Below are 21,461 nucleotides of genomic sequence, written 5' to 3' on the forward strand. Positions count from 1 at the left end.
AAAGCGTGTGAAATTTTACTGACGGTAAAATTTCACACGCTTTTTAATTTAGAGGTGGGTTTTGTCCCAGCCTCTTTATTCTTTATTATTAATCGAATAGAGTACTTACAGATTTGTTTTCGTACACGCGAGAAATTGCATCAGCCATTAATTTAGCTACAGAAAGCTCTGTAATTTTTGGAGATTTTTTATCTTCCGCAAGCTGTATTGTATTTGTCACGACTAATTCTTTAATAGAAGATTTTTCGATACGCTCAATTGCTGGGCCAGATAGTACAGGGTGAGAACAGCAAGCATAAACTTCTTTTGCACCCGCTGCACGTAATGCATCTGCACCTATCGTAATTGTACCTGCAGTGTCAATAATATCATCAATCAAGATTGCCACTTTACCATCAACATTACCCACAATGTTCATAACTTCCGCAACATTTGGTTTTGGACGTCGCTTGTCAATAATTGCAATTGGTGCTTTTAAACGTTCCGCCATTTTACGAGCACGTGTTACCCCACCATGGTCTGGTGAAACAACAACGATTTGATCTTCTGGAATACCTTTAGATTTAAAGTAATCTGATAATAACGGTACTGCCATTAAGTGGTCGATTAAGATATCGAAGAAACCTTGAATTTGAGGTGCATGTAAATCTAATACGATCACTCGTGTTGCACCAGCTGTTTCAAGTAGGTTTGCCACTAATTTAGCTGTAATTGGTTCGCGCGCTTTTGCTTTACGATCTTGGCGTGCATAACCATAATAAGGCATTACGACGTTTACTGTACGAGCAGATGCACGTTTAACTGCATCTACCATAATTAAAAGCTCCATTAAATGTTCGTTTACTGGTGCAGAAGTTGACTGCACGATAAACACATCACAACCACGAATACTTTCTTCAATGCTAATTTGAACTTCTCCATCGCTGAAGTGCTTAACAGAAGATTTCCCTAATTCTACACCCATTTCTTGCGCAATTTCTTGAGCTAACGGGTTATTTGAATTTAGAGAAAATATTTTTAATTGTGAGTTTGCATAATGATACGGCATGATGGCCTCCTGTTTAGTTGATAATTATTTTAAATTTAATTTGCTTACATAATTAGGTTTGTTTTCTTGTCTTGCACGAGCAATAGCAAGTGCATCTTCAGGTACTTCTTTTGTAATTGTAGAACCTGCTGCAATAAATGAACCTTTTCCAACTTTCACTGGCGCTACTAAGTTAGTATTACATCCTACAAATACATCATCTTCAATAATTGTTTTGTACTTATTTTTTCCATCATAGTTAACTGTAATGGAACCACAGCCAACATTGACGTTACTGCCAATTTCAGCGTCACCAATATAGCTTAAATGCGATACTTTTGTGTCATTACCTAGCTTGCTTTTCTTCACTTCTACAAAGTTACCAATTTTCACATGGCTACCGATGTCTGAAAGTGGTCGAATATGAGCAAATGGTCCAACGGCTACATCTTCCGCAATAGCGCTTTCACGCACAACAGAAGAATGCACCGTTGTACGATCTCCAATTTGGCTATCTGCAATTTGAGTATTTGGACCAATATGGCAATCTTCTCCGATTACAGTGGCTCCTTCTATCATACAACCAGGTTGAATGACAGTATCACTTCCAATAATAGCTTCCGCGCTAATATATGTCGTTTCAGGGTGAATAATTGTCACACCATTACGCATATGCTTTTCATTAATTCTTGCACGCATTAATGTCTCTGCCTGTGATAAAGCAACACGGTCATTGACACCAAGCGTTTCTTCAAAATCATCTGTCACATATGCTTCTACAATATCACCTTGCTTTTGTAGAATTTCAATAACATCTGGTAAATAGTATTCACCTTGAGCGTTGTCATTTTTCACTAATTTTAATGTTTCAAATAACAACTTGTTATCAAAGCAATATGTGCCCGTGTTTATTTCTTTTACTAATTGCTGTGCTGCTGAAGCATCCTTTTGTTCAACAATTTGCTCTACTTGCCCATTCTCGCTACGTAAAATACGACCATAGCCAGTTGGATTTTCCGCAATTGCAGTTAAAATTGTTGCTTTAGCATTCTTTGCCTGATGATGCTCAAATAGAGCCTGCATAGTTTCGGGACGAATTAGCGGTGTGTCACCACAAACAACTAAAGTTGTTCCTTCTTCATTCCCTAGAATTCCCTCAGCTTGTTGAACAGCATGTGCTGTCCCTAACTGTTCGGCTTGAAGAACATACTCACTTTTATCTCCAAGCTGATGTTGCACTTTTTCTGCACCGTGTCCAACAACCGTTACAATGCGATTCACATCTAACGTTTGAATATGATCCACCACATGTTGTACCATCGGTTTCCCACAAACTGGATGGAGCACTTTATATAATTTGGACTTCATACGTGTACCTTGACCTGCAGCCAAAATGACAGCAAAAATATTGCTCATCTGTAAGTCCTCCAATACGCTCATTTTCTCTTATGACTATATAGCATAATTCATCTATTTTCAAGGCATGTAGAGTTGACAAAAAGATGAATTCCAAAAACCACTGCACCTTCTGCTCGAATGTCATGAAGTATATCCTAAAACTGCTGGTTTTCTCTTTTTATCAAAATAAAAAGAACTCTTCAAATATGAAGAGTTCTTAAAATTTCTGACTAATAAAATTAACGTTAAATTGCAACTACTTCTTAAATAGTTAGTTATTCCCTTTTAACTATACACCAATGCCCTCTAACTCTACTTCTTCACCCGTCTCTTCTAATTCACTAGAATTGTGATAGGCGTTTAAAATAATCTCTTGAATTTTATTTCGAGTGTCCGAATTAATCGGATGAGCGATGTCCCTAAATTCACCATCTGGTGTTCGTTTACTTGGCATTGCTACAAACAATCCAGTATTTCCATCAATTACACGAATATCGTGAACAACAAACTCATTGTCAAGTGTAATGGAAGCAATCGCACGCATGCGACCATCCGTCTGTACCCGACGTAATCTCACATCAGTAACTTCCATTTTCTCACCACCTCTCTTAGATGCCTAATTAAAATTATCATATTCTTAATTACCGAATATTTTCCTTTTTATAGTCTATCAAATTTTCTAAAAAATTTGAATACTTTCAAGAATAATATTTTTTCTTATTTACGGAATTTTTGACAATTGTTTGTCAACGATAAAAAAAAGCCCCCTAAACAGAACGAATGCTCTTCATAGTGGGCTTCATATTCTTTATTTAACAATAGCAATAACTTCAATTTCTACTTTTACGTCTTTAGGAAGTCGAGCTACCTCTACAGCCGAACGTGCAGGCTTATGCTCCCCGAAGTGGCTTGCATAGACTTCATTCATTGCGACAAAGTCGTTCATATCCTTCATAAACACTGTTGTCTTTACAACATTTTCTAAAGATGATCCTGCTGCCTCTAATACTGCTTTTACATTGGCGAATACCTGATTTGTTTGTACAATAATATCGCCTTCCACTAATTCACCTGTAGCTGTTAATGGAATTTGTCCTGAGCTATAAAATATACCGTTCACAATAATCCCTTGTGAATATGGTCCAATTGCTGCTGGTGCATTTGATGTTGCTACTACTTTCATTTGTCATGTCCCCTTTTAGAAAAATAGTTACCTTCACTTAATGCAATTGTTCGATCTTTTTCATTCACTTCATGAAGCTTTACAAGTGAATAGTAATCGTCTACTAGCGTTTCGTCCGCATGTTCAGCCTCAACCAGCACTGCAATGCCAGCTAATTGACAATCAAATTCTTCTAATAAATTTTTCATGCCATTCATAGTACCGCCAACTTTCATAAAGTCATCGGTAATCAAGACACGTTGTCCACTCTTCATGCTTCTTTTTGATAATACCATTGTCTGAATTCTTCTGGAAGAACCAGACACATAATTAATACTTACTGTAGAACCTTCTGTTACCTTACTATCTCTTCGCACAACAACTACTGGCACATTTAAATGTCTAGCAATAGCATGTGCTATAGATATACCCTTCGTTGCTACTGTCATTATGACATCGATCTTTTGATCTGCAAAAGCAGAAGCAAAAACCTTCCCTACGCGGTTAATTAAATCTGGGTTCCCTAGTAAATCTGTCATAAACAAGTAACCACCAGGCAATAAGCGATCTGAATGCTCAAGCTCTGCCTTTAAATCCTGAATAACTGAACGCACCTCTGGCTCGGACATTTTAGGAATATATTTTACTCCTCCTGCAGCACCCGGCACTGTCATCAATAACCCGATTCCTTTTTCTTCGAAAGTTTCTTTTACAATCGTTAAATCCTCACTAATGGATGACTTCGCAGATTGATATAGTTCTGAAAAATAAGTTAGCGGGATCAGCTGATGTGGATGTTCTAGTAAATAGTACGTCATATCAACTAGTCGTTCACTACGTTTCCATTTCATGCGACCCTCTCCTAAACACGAATATTTATAGGTAAAATTAACACAAATTTGCGTTTCTAAGCAAGCGTATTTCGCTCACCTAATATTCTTACTGCATAAACTTCCTCACAAAACCCACGTAAACCATTATAAATACGACTGACACGAGCTTCACTATCCACTAACCCAAAAACAGTCGGACCGCTTCCGCTCATTAACGTAGCATCTGCTCCAAAGCGTTTCATTTGTTCCTTTAACATAACGACCTCTGGATGTAGCTTAAATGTTACAGTTTCCAAAACATTTCCTAATGAAGAACATAATAGTTCATAATCCTTCGTTTCAATAGCCTGTATCATTTGCTTCGTATTGGGATGCTCCAGTCCTTCAACTTTAAGACCACCGTATACTTCAGCAGTGGATACGCCGATTTTAGGTTTTGCTAATACTACCCAGCAGTTAGGTGGGGCAGGGATTTCCTTTATTATTTCTCCGCGTCCTGTGGCAAGTGCCGTGCCTCCATAGACACAAAACGATACATCAGAACCGATTTTAGCACCTAGTTCAGCCAATTCATCTATCGATAACCCTAAATTCCAAAGTTCATTAAGGCCCTTAAGTGTAGCAGCTGCATCACTACTACCTCCAGCAAGGCCGGCAGCAATAGGGATTTCTTTTTCAATAGTAATGGATACACCTTGTTTAATGCCATATGTATCTTTAATGAGACGCGCTGCCTGGTAAGCAAAATTACGATGATCATTCGGTACAAAATTATCCGTTGAAATTATTTGGATCACACCATCTTCTCGAGATTCAAGACTGATACGATCAGCTAAATCGACGGTTGTCATAACCATCTCTACTTCGTGAAAATTATCAGGTCTTTTATAAAGTACATCTAAAGTTAAATTAATTTTTGCAGGCGCCTTTACATAAAGCATTTTTCTTCCTCCCTCATAGCAACACATATAAACAATTCCTTTTTCGCACAAGATTATTCATTTTATTTTACCATACTGAGATTACGAAAATGGAAAAAAAGAACCGTATACCCTGTTCGGAGTAACGGTTCTCTCTCGTCAGCTGTATTTGTTGTGTCAGTAAGGATTTTCATCCTTGCTGAATGAAACTTAATAAGTCGTCTATTTTATTAGAAATAGTCTACTTACGCTCTTGTTCATTACTTGCTCGTTCAGCCATTTCAATGGCACGTTTGACCATATTACCAGCATCTCGAGCTTTTATGCCGCCCCAGCCTTCCTTTTGCACAACATCATAAAATCCAAGTTCTTTTGCGATCTCTTCTTTTAATCGAGGTGACATGATACCCTTTCTAGGCATATAAACTCCTCCTTTAACAACTGACCATATTAGTATGCCCCGGGAAAACGCAAAACACTCATGTAGTTTTTAACATACATGAGTGTTTCAAAAATATAGAAATAAGTACTAGAAACTATTTTGCGACAGCAGCCTTTGCTTCGTCTAAAAATGTAATCTCTACTGCTTCAGTTAAAATATCTGTGTAACTATACGATACGCGCTTACACGTATTGTCTTCTTGGTCAAGTTCAACTACAAAGATGGCGCGATATGTCTCGCGTAATATCCCTGCACACTCAACCGTTTTCTTGCGACCACCGTTTGCTTTTAATTGCAAACGTTTACCCAAATGACAATCCAACGACTTTTTAATGTCCGCTAAAGTTTTTGGCATTTTCGCATACACCTCACTAATAACTAGTATAAGCGAATCGCCCAAAAATGTCAACAAAATATAATATTTTATCAGCACCTTATAAATCTTGTCAACTTATTTTTTATAAAAATCATATATTTTTTTACATCTAAGAAAAAATGTTAACAAAATTTTTTACTTTGCAAATACAGGATATAGCGCATCGGCTAATTTTCCAAACTCTTGAATCGTTAAAGTTTCACCACGACGGGTTGGTTCGATACTAGCAGCAGTTAAAGCCTCTAGTATGAAGTCCTTTTGTGCTTTACCATTCGGCAAACCAGATTGTAGGTTATTATAGATCGTTTTTCTACGCTGTACGAAAGAGGCACGCGTCACGACAAAAAGGAAATCCTCATTAATAACCTTTACTGGAGGCTCATCGTGCTTAATAAGGCGAATGACAGCTGAGTCGACATTAGGCTGTGGCATGAAAACCGTCTTAGGGACTGTCATAGCGATTTCTGCCTTTACGTAATACTGGATGGCAATCGACAATGAACCATATTCCTTTGTCCCTGGTTTAGCCGTTATACGGTCTGCCACTTCTTTTTGCATCATGACAACGAAGCCACGAATTGGCAATCGATCATTCAATAATTTCATTAAAATTGGTGTAGTTACGTAATACGGTAAATTGGCCACAACCATAATATCTTCAATTCCTGGCATTTCCTCTGCAATCACTTTAGCAACATCGGCCTTTAGAATGTCAGAGTGGACAATAGATACATTATTGTAGGGGCTAAGTGTATCCTCTAACACAGGTAATAGTCGTTGGTCAATTTCAAAGGAAACGACCTTTTTAGCACTTCTCGCTAAATGTTCGGTTAATGCCCCAATACCTGGGCCAACTTCAATCGCCCCACTATTTTCTGTTAAGTTGGCATGGCTAACTATATTTCTTAATATATTTGGATCAATTAAAAAGTTCTGTCCTAAGCTTTTTTTAAATGAGAATCCGTATTTTTTTAAAATTTCCTGCGTTCGAATTGGTGTTGCAATATCCTTATGCATCATTTTCCTCCTGATCTAGCTGTGCAACTGCGGCACCAAATTGTTTTTCTGTAATTTGAAACATTTTCAATCTTTTATGGAGCTGCTTACCATTTGTAGCACCTATATTTAATAATTCACCAAGACGATCACGACGATGCTTTGCCTGCGGATGACCAGTTAAACGAGCTGTCATTAAATCCTCTAGTGTTATATCATCTTCGTTTGGTACCCCAAGATTAGGGGTATAGACAAGTCGTAGCGCTTCACGAATATCGTCGTCTGCTGCATGCTCAATCCCTAATCCCTTACCATTCTTCGCAATTGTCTTTGCTTTCGGTAAAAAAGCGTGCTTGACCCCTTGAACGCGCTCTTCAATAATGGCACGTATGCGACGTCCTGGATAATCAGGGTCGGTAAATACAATAACTCCACGCTTCTCCTGCGCATGCTGAATTCGTTTCAACGTCTCTTCAGATATAGCAGATCCATTTGTTTCTATAGTATCTGCTTGTACAGCTCGCTTAATAGCTGTCGTATCATCTTTTCCTTCTACTACGATAATTTCTTTTATTTGCAAAAAGGCTCCTCTTTTCTACCTTATCTTCTGACCATTTTACAACTGCATGATACTGTTTGTACAGGAATACAAGACTTACACGTACCTATACATATACTATTGCTTAGCCGCTGAAAATAAAAAAAGAAGCTTTCCTGCCAGTCAAAACAGGAAAGCCCTTAGTGAAAAACATTTTGATTTATTTTACAATTTTTTTAATTTAATACTTTAATACGCACTTTCTTACGTCCCCAGTTACGTGCTTGGGTATCTGTTTGTACAAGTATATCGATCTTATTCCCCTTAATTGCGCCACCAGTATCTCCAGCAATAGCTGTACCATACCCTTCAACCCAAACTTTTGAGCCTAGCTTAATAACAGAAGGGTCTACTGCAACCACCTTCAAGTTGGAATTTGAACGCAAGTTTATACCAGTTGCCGATGTACCTGAGCAACCGTTGCAATATGGCGTATAGGCTGTTGCTGTTACATAGAATTCTTTACCGCTTGATGGCTCTGCTGAACCACGCGATACAGTCGCTGCACTTGCAACTATAGTTTTAGTTCCGACTGCAACTACTTGCTTTTTCGGCTCTTTTAAAACTGCCTCAGATTGTAGATTCTTTGCTACAACCTTCCCATTTTCTTTGACAACTTCATACGTACGAGAAACAGAACCTTTCTGTCCTGTTGCTACTACCTTTTCTTTCCCCTTTTGCAATGAAGCATCTTGCTTCTTTTCAACTGCGAAATCTAAAGAGTCTTCCACTACATCGATAACCTTTTCTACGCGAACTACTGTGATTTTACTCGCCGGAGTAAGAACGTCCTCCAGGTTATTTTCGACACGATCGAATTCATGTAACTGAATTCCTTGTTGTTTTAAAAAGTTAGCGACCGTAGTCGAAGTGGACCATACTTGTCTTTTGTTTACGCCATCGACAAGCGTTAATTGAAACGCTCTTTGAATATCGATTTTGTTTTCTGCGCCTAGCTCAGTATCTAGACCTTGTGCTAAAGAGTCATGTTCAGATACTTTAATATTCGCTTCCTTCAAAATGTCTTTCACTAGTGTTTCAGTTGTCCATACTTTTGACTGATTTCCATCAACTGAAATTGTTACTTCTTTTGCCTGTTCCCATTGAATTGCTAAGCCATTAACAATTTTGGTGTTCAGAGAGGGTGATATTTTATCATGCGCTGCTACATCTATATTTTGATCTTGTAATAATTGTTCTACAGTTTTGGCATGTGTGGATACTTCGATTGTTTCTCCATTTGCTTCAAGCTTTACAGCTTTTTTCGTACCTTGATAAAGCACGAAAGAGATTACAGATACAAACAGGACAAGTGAAATAATTCTTATCACTGTTTGCTTACTCCTCAATGATCCTAAGAACAAGTTTTTCATGGAATTATTTGACATGAAAAAACGCCTCCTTAATACAAGGTTGGATTATACGGACTAGTTTTGGCACTGTCAACCCGAAAGTATTTCTTTGAAAATTGACTTCTTTGTTTTTGCCAACCGTAAACCCTGTATTGGAGGCATCTTAGCTAGTTAACTGTCAATCCCAAAAAAATTTTTCGCATTGTTGGTAGTTGCTTGTGCAATTTCCTCGATTGTCAACCCTTTCAAACGTGCAATTTCTTCCGCCACTAATGGCACAAAAGCGGGTTCATTGCGCTTTCCACGGTAAGGATGTGGCGCTAAATAAGGGGCATCTGTTTCAATCATCAAGTGCTCCAGAGGGATATCCGTAGCCACTTCTTTTGGCAAACGTGCATTTTTGAATGTCACGGGTCCCCCAAGACTAATCATAAAATTCATAGCAATACATTCACGTGCTGTCTCTACACTCCCACTAAAGCAGTGCATAACACCCCCTACAGATGCTGCATTTTCTTCACGTAAAATATTTACAACATCCCCTGTTGCATCCCTATTATGAATGATAATTGGTAAATCAATCTTTTGCGCTAACTGTATTTGTTTGCGGAAAAGTGCCTGCTGAACATCCTTTGGTGATTTATCCCAATAGTAGTCCAACCCAGTTTCACCAATACCGACTATTTTTGGATGTGCTGCTAATTCCTCAATCCACTCTAAATCTTCCTGCGTGCAATCAATGGCGTCAACCGGATGCCATCCAATAACACCGTAAACAAAATCATATTGCTCTATCAGCTCCATAGTTCTTTCAATGGTTTTACGATCAAAACCTATAACCACCATTTTTTCTACTTTAGCTTCTAAAGCTCTATTGATTACCTCTTGAAGGTCTTCCTCGTATTGGTCTGCGTTTAAATGTACATGTGTATCAATAAACATCTTCATTCTCCTAACATTGATTTTATTAAAATTTATTATTTCATATTTTTCGTAAGCATTACAAATTTGTTACAAACGATTCGGGTTTGTGACAATTCACTTAATCGACAAAGCTCGAGTTGGACCTTTATACCTAAAAATCCATTAATTTTACAGTGTATAAATTATTTCGAAATAACAATAAGGCTAATTCTACTAACAGATTTGAAAAGCCTGCTGAATAATATCTATTCAGCAGGCCATTTTTCGTTTGTTACTTTACTTTTGCACCATTTTCAAGTTTTGAATCTACAGATGCTAATTTTAAAATCCCATCTTTTTCCCCAGCTAGGATCATACCTTGTGATAATTCACCACGTAATTTAACTGGTTTTAAGTTTGCTACGACAATCACTTTTTGACCAACTAATTCATCTGGAGAATAGAATTTTGCAATACCTGAAACTACTTGGCGTTGCTCGTATCCTAGGTCGACTTGAAGCTTTAATAATTTATCAGCTTTAGGCACCGTTTCACAAGCGGTTACAGTCGCAACACGCAAATCAATTTTCATGAAATCATCAATAGTAATTTCAGGAATTTCTGGGTTCCCATCACTCTTTGTCTCACTTTTAACTTCTTCTTCTTGTGAAGTTTTTACTGAACCACGCATTTCTTCACGGATATAAGCAATTTCAACTTCATTTTCCAAACGAGGGAAAATAGGTATCCCTTTTTCTACCACTTTAATGTTTGCTGGAATAGTATTGCCGAATGTTTCAATTGTATCCCATGCTAAGAATTTGTCATCCAAACCAAGCTGTTCCATCATACGTTTAGGTATTGTTGTCATAAATGGTTGTAACATGACAGCAATTTGATGTAAGCTTTCTGCCAAATTTCGCATTACTGAACCTAATTTTGGTTTATCTGCTTCTTCTTTTGCTAATACCCATGGTTGTGTTTCATCAATATACTTATTCGTGCGTGATACTAATGTCCATAAGTCTGCCAATACCACACTAAATTGCATTTTTTCCATACTTTCTTCATATTTAATACGTACTGACTCAGCCTGCTCTTTTAATGCTGCATCAAATTCTGTCGATTGAAGATTCTCTGAAGGAATTATGCCATTGTAATATTTGTTAATCATCGAAATAGTACGGTTTAATAAATTACCTAAATCATTTGCAAGATCAAAGTTTGTCCGTTCAATAAATGATTCTGGTGAGAATACTCCATCTGAACCAAAAGGTAATTCGCGTAAAAGGAAATAACGTGTCGCATCAAGGCCATAACGTTCGATTAACATTTCTGGATAGATGACATTACCTTTTGATTTAGACATTTTCCCGTCTTTCATCATAATAAAGCCATGTGCAAAAACCTTTTTCGGTAATGGTAAATCTAAAGCCATTAAGAAAATTGGCCAATATATTGTATGGAAGCGAACGATATCTTTCCCTACTACATGCACATCTGCTGGCCAATATTTGTTGAATAATGTTTCATCATCTGAAAGATATCCTAATGATGTAATATAATTCGTTAATGCATCTACCCATACATAGATAACATGTTTGGGATCCCCAGGTACTTTAATACCCCAGTCAAAGGATGTTCTCGATACTGATAAATCTTCTAACCCTGGTTTAATAAAGTTATTGATCATTTCATTTTTTCGAGACTCCGGTTCAATAAATCCAAGGTTTTCCTCATAATAAGATAATAAACGGTCCGCGTATTTCTTCATATTAAAAAAGTACGATTCCTCTTTTACTTTATGGACGGAGCGACCACAGTCTGGACAATTGCCATCAACTAATTGAGTCTCTGTAAAGAATGATTCACAAGGCGTACAATACCAGCCTTCATACTCACCTTTATATATATCTCCATTATCTAAAAACTTTTGGAAAATCTTTTCGACAGCTTTTGTATGTCGTTCTTGCGTTGTTTGAATAAAATCATCGTAAGAAATATCCATTAACGCCCAAAGCTTTTTCGCAGCCTCTGCAATTTCATTGACATAATCCTGAGGATGTTTGCCCGCTTCTGCTGCCTTCTCTTGAATCTTTTGTCCATGCTCATCCATACCTGTCAAAAAACGAACATCATAACCACGTAAACGTTTATAACGTGCTATCGCATCTGATGCAACTGTTGTATATGCCGTACCAATATGAAACTTCCCACTTGGATAGTAAATGGGTGTTGTTATATAGAATGTTTTCTTTTGTTCACTCACAAAAACTGCCTCCATTGTTTTACAATATACTTTCTATTCTAACGAAGTCCGAAATTCGTTTCAATGAAAGTTTATTATTCGGCGAAAATTGTCGAATAATATATTTAATCCATTTACTGACTTAAATAAGAACCTTTTATACTATAATCAAAAATATTTATTAAAAACCTTTTAAAAAAACAGAAATAACAGCATTCTTCTCAAAAAAATTTTTATAAAACCATAATATTAGTGCATTAATTAATTGACGTTTATGGCATTACTTGGTATGATAACTATCAGACAAAGAAATGATGTCGAAATTTGACGAAATGCCAATATAACTTTTATAAATTAGGAGGAAAACTATTATGAAATCAACAGGAATTGTTCGTAAAGTCGATGAGTTAGGTCGTGTAGTTATACCTATCGAATTACGCCGTACACTAGGTATCGCTGAAAAGGATGCTTTAGAAATCTATGTGGATGATGATAAAATCATCTTAAAAAAATATATGCCTAATATGACATGTGCTGTTACTGGCGAAGTTTCAGATGATAACTTCCGTCTAGTTGGAGGCAAATTAATTTTAAGTCCAGAAGGCGCTGAAATGTTAGTAAAAGAAATTCAATCAAACTTAAAAAAATAATGCTTACACACCTAAATCAAGACAGTGATTTAGGTGTTTTTAATATAAACGTATACTATCTACTATACCCAAATTGTGAACCCCTTATAATGATCATGTCCGACCTTTATATGTTAGGTTTCTAAGATTTACATTTGTAATCGATCCAAAAAATTAAGAGCTACCCTAAGGTAACTCTTATTCCTCATTGATTATGATATTCGTTATAGACATCTCTCTTCGCTAGTTGTCGTTCCTTGGCTACTTCTTTAATGGCTTCTTTAGAACTTACATCGTTTTGTTGAAGGATATAATCCACGTGCTCGATAATAGACAGTGTATGCCAATAAGCCTCTTCAGTATCTTCCACTTCAACTTCCTGATTCCCCTCAAGGACTATACAAAATTCACCACGTATTTCTTCTGTTTGTGACCATTCTACAGCTTCTGCTAGGGTGCCACGCAAAAATTCCTCAAATTTCTTAGTCAGCTCGCGCGCTAAAACAATACGACGATTTCCGAGGATAGCTTCCATATCTTTTAATGTTTCCTTTAAGCGATGAGGTGCTTCATATAATATAATCGTTTCTTGTCGTTTTTTTAATTGTTCTAATTGCTGGCGACGATCTTTTTTTCCACGATTTAAAAAACCATAAAAGAAAAATGGCTGGGGCGTTAATCCAGAAGCAATTAATGCAGTTATTGCTGCATTTGGACCTGGTATAGGCACAACCGGAAAGTTTTGAGCAATTGCCTTTTCAACTATATCTGCACCAGGATCAGAAATACAAGGTAAACCGGCATCACTCACTAATGCGATGGTCTTCCCTTCCTGTAGAAAAGTTAATAATTTTTCTCCACCTACAGCTAGATTATGTTCATGGTAGCTCATTAAAGGTGTATCAATTTCAAAGTAGTTACATAATTTCTTTGTATTTCTAGTATCCTCTGCTGCAATAAGATCCGCTTCTTTTAAAATACGGAGCGCCCTTACACTAATATCCTCTAGATTTCCGATAGGTGTCCCTACAAGATATAAACAGCCTGTCTGATCGTGTATTGTACTTTTTTGTGATTTCACGATTCACCCCTCCTTATATACATTTTTTTTTGAGTTCTTGTTAATTGCTTAAAAGCATATTCTGCGCGCATTGCCTCTTCCTTTGTTTCAAATTCTTCCTTATAAATACACTTTACCGGCCCTCTAGCTCTTGTATATTTTGCCCCTTTGCCAGCATTATGTACAGCTACACGCTTTTCTAAATTATTTGTATAGCCTGCGTAAAATGATTGATCCGCACACTCTAGCACGTAAAAATAGTGACTATTGCTCTTTTCCATAAAGAATCTCTCTCACTTCTGCTGTGTATTCATTCTTCTCATTATAGACATACAATGGTGGTAATATTTTTAAATCAGGCTTCCCATCCTTTATTCCTTCTATTAATAATGTATTGGCCTCTTTTCCTTCTTTCGGATAAATAAGCTGCATTCGTTTTGGCTCTAAACGATTTGCACGCATTGCCGTAACTATATCTAATAATCGACCTGGTCGATGCACAAATGCTGCTTTCCCACCTTGCTTTAATAATTTGCTTGCTGATTGAATGGCCTCTTCTAATGTTAAATGGAGTTCATGTCGTGCAATAGCATGATGCTCACTAAGGTTTTTATCACTTGCTTCATGCGCTAAAAAATAAGGGGGATTGCACGTAACTACATCATATTTTTCAATGCCCAGCTGTTTCGGTATTTCTTTTACATCTCCAAGAATCATTTGAATTTGATTTTCTAATTGGTTATAGCGGACACTTCTTTCTGCCATATCTAGCAGGCGTGGTTGAAGCTCAACTCCTGTTATTTGCCCCTTCGTTCGTGCACTTAAAAAGAGAGGGATTACACCATTTCCCGAGCATAAATCCACAATATTTCCTTTATGAGAGGGAATATTGACAAACTTTGAAAGCAATACCGCATCCAATGAGAATGAAAAGACAGATGGACTTTGAATAATACGTAAATTCTCAGCCAATAAATAGTCTAGACGTTCATCACCTTTTAGCCATTTTTCCATGCTAATTCCTCCTATGCTACAAAAGAAAAGACTGATACCACCGTGGTGGGAATCAGCCTTCTATTATACATTTTGTTTATTTAAAAATGATAGACAAAACAGACAATCTTCACCTTTTCGAGAGCTTCCAAAATGAACATGACAAACATGGAAACCCTCCTGGTATAGACGAGCTAGGTTATCATACCCTTCACCTATATCTAGCGGACTCTCTTTCTTTACTTCAGCAGCTTGTACGGAGTGTGTATTTGAAAGTAGTTCTTCTAGACGTGTGCGAAGATGATGATTTTCTGTTTCGAGTGCCTTATGCTCTTCCATCATTAACGCTACAAATTGTTTCAATGCACCAAATTGCTCCTGCATTGCTTCGAGCTGTTGTTCGAACTCCATAACGGTATCTAAGAAATTACGGTCCTTCACCCAAGCCACCTCGTTAAATTCTCTATCTTATATAAGATTTTTTTCGCATGCTAGCAGTTCTTCTAGTGTATACTCAACTGTGCGCTCCTGCTCTTGTAAATATACTTGAATAAGTCTTTCCAGCACATTTAAACCTACAACTTTACCGCGACCATCTGGTGTCATAGCTACTTCACCTAAATCTGGCATACCTTCTTTTGCCTCTTCATACTCATCATTCTCATACTTTAAGCAACACATTAAACGTCCGCAAAGTCCTGATATTTTTGAAGGATTTAAAGATAAGTTTTGATCTTTAGCCATTTTTATAGAAACTGGCTCAAAATCTCCTAAAAATGTAGAGCAACATAGCATACGACCACAAGGCCCAATGCCTCCTAATAATTTTGCTTCATCACGAACACCGATTTGGCGAAGTTCGATACGTGTTCTAAATACCGAAGCTAAATCTTTTACAAGATCCCTGAAGTCAACTCGTCCTTCAGCTGTAAAATAAAAAATGATTTTATTACGATCAAATGTATACTCAACATCTACAAGCTTCATTTCTAGATTATGTTCTATAATTTTAGTACTTGCAAGTTCAAATGCTCGTTTTGACTCAGCAGCGTTTTCTTCTACTTGTATACGATCACGATCATCCGCTGGTCGAAGTACTTGTTTAAGTGGTAATACAACATCATTATCACCTACTACTTTTTGAGGGACAACCACTTTACCATATTCGACGCCACGCGCTGTCTCAACAATAACATATTGACTATCCTCTAATAGAAATGATGCTGGATCAAAATAATATATTTTACCCGCTTTTTTAAAGCGGACTCCTACTACATTATACAAATGTATATCCCTCCTGCAGATTTAGCATTAACTGCTCCATCAATAACGTCCTATTCATGTTACGCTGTAAAGATGTTCGCGCCTGTAAAATAGATTCCATTTGCTTAGACAATTGCTCATAAGTGGAATATAACGCGACTTCTTTGAATAGTGGTAACATGTCTGGATAAGTACAAGCTGCCTCGGGATTAGCTTTTATTGACACTATATCACGGTAAGCAAATAGTAGTAAATCCAATGCTTGCTCTATTTCGCTTTTTTCTTTAAAGTGTGGTAGCCACTCCTCGTGCACAATAAGCATGGCCTCATGTACATTTTGCCGAATAGCTTCTACTAATTTTAACACTGTTTTTCGAGCAAGTGCAAACTGCTCATCACTTGCTAAAAATATCGCCATTTCGAGCTCGTTCGTCATCATACTTACGGTTGAAGCCATCGAATGCGAAATATTATTTTCCTGTAAATGCTGTAATAAAACATGACGGGGCATTTTTTGGAATTTTATGTGTTGGCAACGCGAGCGGATCGTTGGTAATATCGATTGCATTTGCTCTGTTAATAAAATGGCAGTAACCTCACCATCCGGCTCCTCTAAAAATTTAAGTATCATGTTGGCAGAAGCCGTGTTGAGACGATCTGCATGATGAAGAACATAGATTTTGCGTCCCTCTTCTACACCCATCATTTTCATTTCACCAATTAATTCACGCATCTGATCAATTTTAATAAATTGACCCTCTGGATAAATTTGATGAATATTTGGATGATTTCCCGAATCCACACGTCTGCAATTTCGACATGTTTCACATGGAACATTTTCATTTGGGTGCTCACATAGCATTAGTTTGACAAAAAAATGCATAATATCTGTTTTGCCTGTCCCTTTTTCACCGTCAAAAATGTACGCATGTGCTAATCTATTTTTGTCAAAAATCGTTTGAAGTTGCTTCATTACAACTGGTTGTAGCGCGAATAGCTCTTCAACATTCTTGGCCATATATTTAAAATTCCTTCCTGTTTCTATTGTAAAGATGGGACTGTTCCCACTCTTAACTTTCCATAGAAACATTGCAGTAGTTCTTTATGGGCGATTGCGTTTTGTGTAAAATTGCCACTGTCGCCTCACACATTTGGGAAGATAATCACTGCGTTTTAATTAACAGATATTCTTGACTCAAAAGTGAAATGATTCGTCTTTAAACGCTATTGGTTTTCAATTGATCATGGGTCTACTAGTGAATGAAGGTAAATATTCGAAAAAAGCCCGCGCCTATAGGAGAATGAGACACGGGTTTTACATATATAAGTTAATTAGTAAGCCTTTAATCTCACCGATTTTATCAAGGAGGTCAATCGCTTCTTTCTCTTCGTCTAAAAGATCCTGCGCAAGTTCAACCAGACGTGTATCAATAGTGTCAATGATTTTTAAACGTCTTCCTTCACCAAAACGATTCCAAGTATGAGATTGCTTTAATTCCATACCATGTTCTACTGTCTCTTGTAGAAATCGTTTAACTAGCATTTTAAACCTAGCAAGTTCTCGTAAATTACGGGATCTCGCAACTCGGTCACCTGCAGTAGATATATCCCCTAACAACCTTGTCAATTGATCAGTTTGCAACTTTGTTCCTTGCTTGACGACCATATCCCCAAATCGGTTATTTTGATTATTATTTTGTAGTGGCTCTTTACGATTTGTATTTAACCCGACGCGTATATCTTGATTAATTTTCAAGCTTGTTTCGCCCCCACGATCTTTATCTATTTCTCCTCAGCAGGATTGTTGATTGCTTCAGGATAACAATAGGCCAAATCCTAATCATGATTCTGCCTTTCAACCAGTGAACCCTAATGTTTATGAGGAGGCTCTTTTTTAAAAATGATGGAATTGTTCAATCGGTAAAACAAAGACAGTGGCTCCTCCTACCTCAACCTCTACAGGATAAGGAATATAGGAATCAGCATTTCCCCCTAATGGAGAAACTGGCGCAACCATCTGCTCCCGAGCACGACAATTATCCCGAATAATATCTAAAAGTTTGGGTATGAGAGAGTCTTCAGTTCCTATAAGAAACGTCGTATTTCCTGAACGTAAAAATCCTCCTGTGCTCGCTAATTTAGTTGCGCGAAACTGATTTTTCGTTAAAGCATTTGATAAGCGGCTGCTATCCTGATCCTGCACTACAGCTACGACTAACTTCATTCGCACTCACCCCTTTTATAAAATTAACCTAAATAGGTTTCAATATTATTCCTAAACTTTTATTACTTCCACTATTAATAATCTATTTGAAGATAAAATAATGGACAGTATCATTATATCACATTGTTATAGACAACTTCATGTATTTACTGTATTGCGTCCCATAATAATGACCATACATCTTCCACAACACTATCAATATCTTGGTCAGCATTCACAATACGTATACGTTCTGGATATCGCTCAACGAGTAGTAAATATCCTTCATACACCTTTTGATGAAACGGTAAACTTTCAACATCTAAACGATTTACTTCGCGATTTCCCGTTGCATAAATACGTGCTAACCCTACTTCTGGTGCAATATCAAATAATATCGTCATATCAGGTAATTTCTTTCCGATAGCGAATTCATTAATGGAAAGTACCTCATCAATACCTATACCTCTTGCATAACCTTGATAGGCTAAAGATGAATCGATAAAGCGATCACATATTACCAACTTCCCAGCATCTAAAGCCGGTTGAACCTTTTCAAAATAATGCTGACTTCTTGCTGCAGCATATAACAATGCTTCAGTTCGTTCATCCATTGCTGTATGTGCAGGATTTAAAATAATCGTTCTTATTTTTTCTGCAATTTCAATTCCACCAGGTTCTCTTGTTGCTAGAACATCAATATTTTTTTCTGCTAACCGCTCTGCAATCTTTTGGATGACGGTTGTTTTCCCTGCTCCCTCTGGACCTTCAAATGTTATAAATAAATTGCTTTTCATGCTGTTAATTGCCTCCAACTATTTAATGACCTGAATCATTTTTTCTGTTAAACGATGATTTCCTTGAAATGTTGCTCCTGCTGCTAGTAGTTCTTCTAATTGACTTAGTTTTGCTACTGTTATTCTTTCTCCTGGTACTAGTAATGGAATGCCGGGTGGATAAGGAATAATCATACTTGCTGATATTCGTCCCATTGTACGCATATATGGTAACCATTCTTTATTTAAAGATGCAATCTCATTGAATGTATAAATAGGCTCAGTTATCTCAACAAACTTATAAGCTGCTTGAGAAGCCTGGCTGCTTTCAGTTTTTGCTGTTTCTAATAGCATTGTTACAGCTTCCTTTATTCGGACTCTTATTTCAGCAAACGGATAGGTATGTCCTTGCTTGAGTAATGGTAATATGAATAAAACTTGATTCCTATCAGCTAATTCCCCATAGACATGCTCTCCCTCTAGCGCCTTCTGTAATTGAAAGCCACTATAACCTTTGACGCGTAAAAGTAATTTGAGAGGGTCATCTACTTCAATAACTTCCAAAGAGCCAATCGAGCGTAACGCTTCAACCCATTGATTTCTTTTTTCTATTATATATGCCCCATCACTCTCCATATATGTCTGTACATAATAACGAGCATCATCTAATGAAGCTAATAGCACATAAGATGGGCTACTAGATTGTAGCATACGTAAATAGTGATGGATTTTGTCAGCTTCTATTAAGTCCGAGCTCACATGCATAAAGGATGCCATCGTCATCGCAGGTAGAGTTTTATGCGCTGATTGTACGACAACATCTGCCCCAAGAGACAAAGCTGATGGTTGAAATAATGAACAAGCATGAAAGTGAGCGCCATGTGCTTCATCCACCAATACAGGGATCCCCTTTTCATGACAATAAGCAATTTGTTGCTGTATTTCACTAGAGGTTACCCCATAATAAGTAGGATATGTTAAAACAACCGCTTTCGCCTCTGAAAAATTTTCTACAGCTTCCTTTACATCCTGAAACGTAACATGTGTTGCCGTTAATGTTCGTTCGTCCCATATCGGTGACACGTAAATAGGCTTGGCTCCAACAAGTTCAATGGCATGAAATATAGACTTATGCGCATTCCTTTGCACAATAATGGTATCGCCTTTTTGACAAGTAGCGTAAATCATTGCTAAATTTCCAACGGTAGAGCCACCTACCAAAAAGAAACTTTTCATCGCTCCATATGTATCCGCTAATAAATGTTCTGCTTCTAAGATCATTTCCTCAGGATAATGCAAATCATCCAGTCCTGATAATTCAGTTACATCATAACGCATAACATCCTTAAATGCTTGCGGAAGGTGAGACAGTTCGCCATGCTTATGGCCAGGGACATGAAAAGAAATATTTTGTTGTTGTCGAAAACGTTCTAATCCCTCAATAATCGGCTTTTTCTTTTGCAAAACAAACACCTATTTTCGTTATATTCTCACCTAATTATACGAGATTATAACGTGAGAAAAAAGTCATCCTTCAGCAAGCTGCTCTATATTTACAGTTAAAGTTATAATTTTTCAATAAAATGCCTTACTATTATAAAAACCGACCATTGCCACCTTCTGCAATAATCGGTTCTCCACCCTTTATACATGAAACTATTATTCTTTTGCTACCGTCAAAGCCATTTGACTAACGAGTTGCTCCACCAATTGTGGAACAAATTTTTCTAATACGGGATTCATCATTCCTGCTAAAAAGCCACTAGCCTTCATAGTTAAGCTACCAGTAAGTTGGAGTGATTTGTCTTGATGCTTAATTTCAAATGATCCATCACCATTTATCCGATCCGATAGGCCAACTAAATCAAATAAAACTTGATGTGGTTCTGAAGATTTCAATTGAAGCTCCACCTTCACAGCCTTTTGAATGATGCCGAAGTCACCTTGAAAAACCCAAATCATATTATTTTCATTCAGCAACTCATGATGCAAATAACCTGGTATTAAAACAGCCCACTTTTCTCTATTTTGAATAAAGCTCTCTACCTTTTCTCTCTGTATATAAATTGCATCACTCGTATATAGTCCTGTAGCCACTCCATTCCATCCCCCTTTGCCCAATGTTTACCATTAGATTTTACCATTTTTGATGCTTATAAAGACAGACAAAAATAAAAACCGCCGAGATATATCTCAGCGGTTACAATTGCCTAGCGACGTCCTACTCTCACAGGGGGAAGCCCCCAACTACCATCGGCGCTAAAGAGCTTAACTTCCGTGTT

Annotated in this window: 25 protein-coding genes and 1 rRNA gene; 1 reads left to right on the top strand and 25 read right to left on the bottom strand. The window is 37.2% G+C overall.

The window, feature by feature from the left end; genetic code table 11:
- Nucleotides 1-88 precede the first annotated feature (88 nt).
- The 13 genes from AC07YC_RS22435 to metG form a co-directional block, all read right to left on the bottom strand.
- Nucleotides 89-1,048 carry a ribose-phosphate diphosphokinase gene (locus AC07YC_RS22435; protein WP_025116957.1) on the bottom strand — a complete coding sequence of 320 codons (960 nt, stop codon included), beginning with the start codon at nucleotides 1,046-1,048 and terminating at the stop codon, nucleotides 89-91.
- 24 nt (nucleotides 1,049-1,072) lie between these two features.
- Nucleotides 1,073-2,443: a bifunctional UDP-N-acetylglucosamine diphosphorylase/glucosamine-1-phosphate N-acetyltransferase GlmU gene (gene glmU / locus AC07YC_RS22440; RefSeq protein ID WP_494920487.1), complete on the bottom strand. Its 1,371-nt coding sequence runs from the start codon at nucleotides 2,441-2,443 to the stop codon at nucleotides 1,073-1,075.
- Nucleotides 2,444-2,714: 271 nt separating this feature from the next.
- Nucleotides 2,715-3,017, bottom strand: coding sequence for a septation regulator SpoVG (gene spoVG, locus AC07YC_RS22445; protein WP_025116955.1), 303 nt, complete (start codon nucleotides 3,015-3,017; stop codon nucleotides 2,715-2,717).
- Between the two features lie 216 nt (nucleotides 3,018-3,233).
- Entirely contained in the window at nucleotides 3,234-3,608 is a 375-nt protein-coding gene (locus AC07YC_RS22450; protein WP_336637187.1) for a RidA family protein, read from the bottom strand.
- Nucleotides 3,605-4,438, bottom strand: a complete 834-nt coding sequence (purR, locus tag AC07YC_RS22455) for a pur operon repressor (RefSeq protein WP_336637186.1) — start codon at nucleotides 4,436-4,438, stop codon at nucleotides 3,605-3,607. Before purR ends, AC07YC_RS22450 begins: the two co-directional genes overlap by 4 nt.
- Nucleotides 4,439-4,494: 56 nt before the next feature.
- Nucleotides 4,495-5,361: a 4-(cytidine 5'-diphospho)-2-C-methyl-D-erythritol kinase gene (gene ispE / locus AC07YC_RS22460; RefSeq protein WP_036122035.1), complete on the bottom strand. Its 867-nt coding sequence runs from the start codon at nucleotides 5,359-5,361 to the stop codon at nucleotides 4,495-4,497.
- A 220-nt stretch (nucleotides 5,362-5,581) separates the two neighbouring features.
- Complete coding sequence (locus AC07YC_RS22465; RefSeq protein ID WP_025116349.1) at nucleotides 5,582-5,761, bottom strand: small, acid-soluble spore protein, alpha/beta type; 180 nt, start codon at nucleotides 5,759-5,761, stop codon at nucleotides 5,582-5,584.
- A gap of 115 nt (nucleotides 5,762-5,876) precedes the next feature.
- Nucleotides 5,877-6,137: a biofilm formation stimulator Veg gene (veg, locus tag AC07YC_RS22470; RefSeq protein WP_004229199.1), complete on the bottom strand. Its 261-nt coding sequence runs from the start codon at nucleotides 6,135-6,137 to the stop codon at nucleotides 5,877-5,879.
- A gap of 156 nt (nucleotides 6,138-6,293) precedes the next feature.
- Nucleotides 6,294-7,175, bottom strand: coding sequence for a 16S rRNA (adenine(1518)-N(6)/adenine(1519)-N(6))-dimethyltransferase RsmA (gene rsmA, locus AC07YC_RS22475; RefSeq protein ID WP_036122032.1), 882 nt, complete (start codon nucleotides 7,173-7,175; stop codon nucleotides 6,294-6,296).
- Nucleotides 7,168-7,734 (bottom strand): ribonuclease M5, encoded by a 567-nt coding sequence (rnmV, locus tag AC07YC_RS22480; protein ID WP_144789722.1) that lies wholly within the window; start codon nucleotides 7,732-7,734, stop codon nucleotides 7,168-7,170. The genes rsmA and rnmV overlap by 8 nt, the downstream gene beginning before the upstream one ends.
- A 194-nt stretch (nucleotides 7,735-7,928) precedes the next feature.
- Nucleotides 7,929-9,140, bottom strand: a complete 1,212-nt coding sequence (locus AC07YC_RS22485; RefSeq protein ID WP_336637185.1) for a resuscitation-promoting factor — start codon at nucleotides 9,138-9,140, stop codon at nucleotides 7,929-7,931.
- 135 nt (nucleotides 9,141-9,275) lie between these two features.
- The gene (locus AC07YC_RS22490; RefSeq protein WP_336637184.1) at nucleotides 9,276-10,046 is read right to left on the bottom strand and encodes a TatD family hydrolase; all 771 of its coding nucleotides are present in this window, start codon (nucleotides 10,044-10,046) and stop codon (nucleotides 9,276-9,278) included.
- A gap of 253 nt (nucleotides 10,047-10,299) precedes the next feature.
- Entirely contained in the window at nucleotides 10,300-12,291 is a 1,992-nt protein-coding gene (gene metG, locus AC07YC_RS22495) for a methionine--tRNA ligase (RefSeq protein WP_494920488.1), read from the bottom strand.
- 335 nt (nucleotides 12,292-12,626) lie between these two features.
- Here metG and abrB point away from each other — a divergent pair, with 335 nt between their 5' ends.
- Nucleotides 12,627-12,905, top strand: coding sequence for a transition state genes transcriptional regulator AbrB (gene abrB / locus AC07YC_RS22500; RefSeq protein WP_004229214.1), 279 nt, complete (start codon nucleotides 12,627-12,629; stop codon nucleotides 12,903-12,905).
- 184 nt (nucleotides 12,906-13,089) lie between these two features.
- Here abrB and rsmI read toward each other — a convergent pair whose 3' ends face one another.
- The 12 genes from rsmI to rrf all read right to left on the bottom strand — a co-directional run.
- Nucleotides 13,090-13,965, bottom strand: a complete 876-nt coding sequence (rsmI, locus tag AC07YC_RS22505) for a 16S rRNA (cytidine(1402)-2'-O)-methyltransferase (RefSeq protein ID WP_494920489.1) — start codon at nucleotides 13,963-13,965, stop codon at nucleotides 13,090-13,092.
- Nucleotides 13,962-14,225 carry a GIY-YIG nuclease family protein gene (locus AC07YC_RS22510; protein WP_494920490.1) on the bottom strand — a complete coding sequence of 88 codons (264 nt, stop codon included), beginning with the start codon at nucleotides 14,223-14,225 and terminating at the stop codon, nucleotides 13,962-13,964. The genes rsmI and AC07YC_RS22510 overlap by 4 nt, the downstream gene beginning before the upstream one ends.
- Nucleotides 14,209-14,958, bottom strand: coding sequence for a tRNA1(Val) (adenine(37)-N6)-methyltransferase (locus tag AC07YC_RS22515; protein ID WP_336637180.1), 750 nt, complete (start codon nucleotides 14,956-14,958; stop codon nucleotides 14,209-14,211). Before AC07YC_RS22515 ends, AC07YC_RS22510 begins: the two co-directional genes overlap by 17 nt.
- Before the next feature lie 63 nt (nucleotides 14,959-15,021).
- Nucleotides 15,022-15,378, bottom strand: coding sequence for a DNA replication initiation control protein YabA (yabA, locus tag AC07YC_RS22520; RefSeq protein WP_025116340.1), 357 nt, complete (start codon nucleotides 15,376-15,378; stop codon nucleotides 15,022-15,024).
- A gap of 27 nt (nucleotides 15,379-15,405) precedes the next feature.
- Entirely contained in the window at nucleotides 15,406-16,221 is an 816-nt protein-coding gene (locus AC07YC_RS22525) for a PSP1 domain-containing protein (RefSeq protein ID WP_008179715.1), read from the bottom strand.
- Nucleotides 16,214-17,218: a DNA polymerase III subunit delta' gene (holB, locus tag AC07YC_RS22530; RefSeq protein WP_494920491.1), complete on the bottom strand. Its 1,005-nt coding sequence runs from the start codon at nucleotides 17,216-17,218 to the stop codon at nucleotides 16,214-16,216. Before holB ends, AC07YC_RS22525 begins: the two co-directional genes overlap by 8 nt.
- A 297-nt stretch (nucleotides 17,219-17,515) precedes the next feature.
- The gene (locus AC07YC_RS22535; protein ID WP_494920492.1) at nucleotides 17,516-17,956 is read right to left on the bottom strand and encodes a YaaR family protein; all 441 of its coding nucleotides are present in this window, start codon (nucleotides 17,954-17,956) and stop codon (nucleotides 17,516-17,518) included.
- 138 nt (nucleotides 17,957-18,094) lie between these two features.
- A complete protein-coding gene (gene darA, locus AC07YC_RS22540) occupies nucleotides 18,095-18,424 on the bottom strand; it encodes a cyclic di-AMP receptor DarA (RefSeq protein ID WP_004229230.1) in 330 nt (109 codons plus the stop codon).
- Between the two features lie 146 nt (nucleotides 18,425-18,570).
- Nucleotides 18,571-19,200, bottom strand: coding sequence for a dTMP kinase (gene tmk / locus AC07YC_RS22545; protein WP_336637178.1), 630 nt, complete (start codon nucleotides 19,198-19,200; stop codon nucleotides 18,571-18,573).
- An 18-nt stretch (nucleotides 19,201-19,218) separates the two neighbouring features.
- A complete protein-coding gene (locus tag AC07YC_RS22550; protein ID WP_494920493.1) occupies nucleotides 19,219-20,643 on the bottom strand; it encodes an aminotransferase class I/II-fold pyridoxal phosphate-dependent enzyme in 1,425 nt (474 codons plus the stop codon).
- A gap of 195 nt (nucleotides 20,644-20,838) precedes the next feature.
- Entirely contained in the window at nucleotides 20,839-21,276 is a 438-nt protein-coding gene (locus AC07YC_RS22555) for an SRPBCC family protein (RefSeq protein WP_494920494.1), read from the bottom strand.
- A 111-nt stretch (nucleotides 21,277-21,387) separates the two neighbouring features.
- Nucleotides 21,388-21,461: ribosomal RNA gene (rrf, locus tag AC07YC_RS22560) — 5S ribosomal RNA — on the bottom strand; the annotation flags it as partial.

It is taken from the genome of Lysinibacillus sp. GW247-5R2A (genome assembly GCF_059424475.1).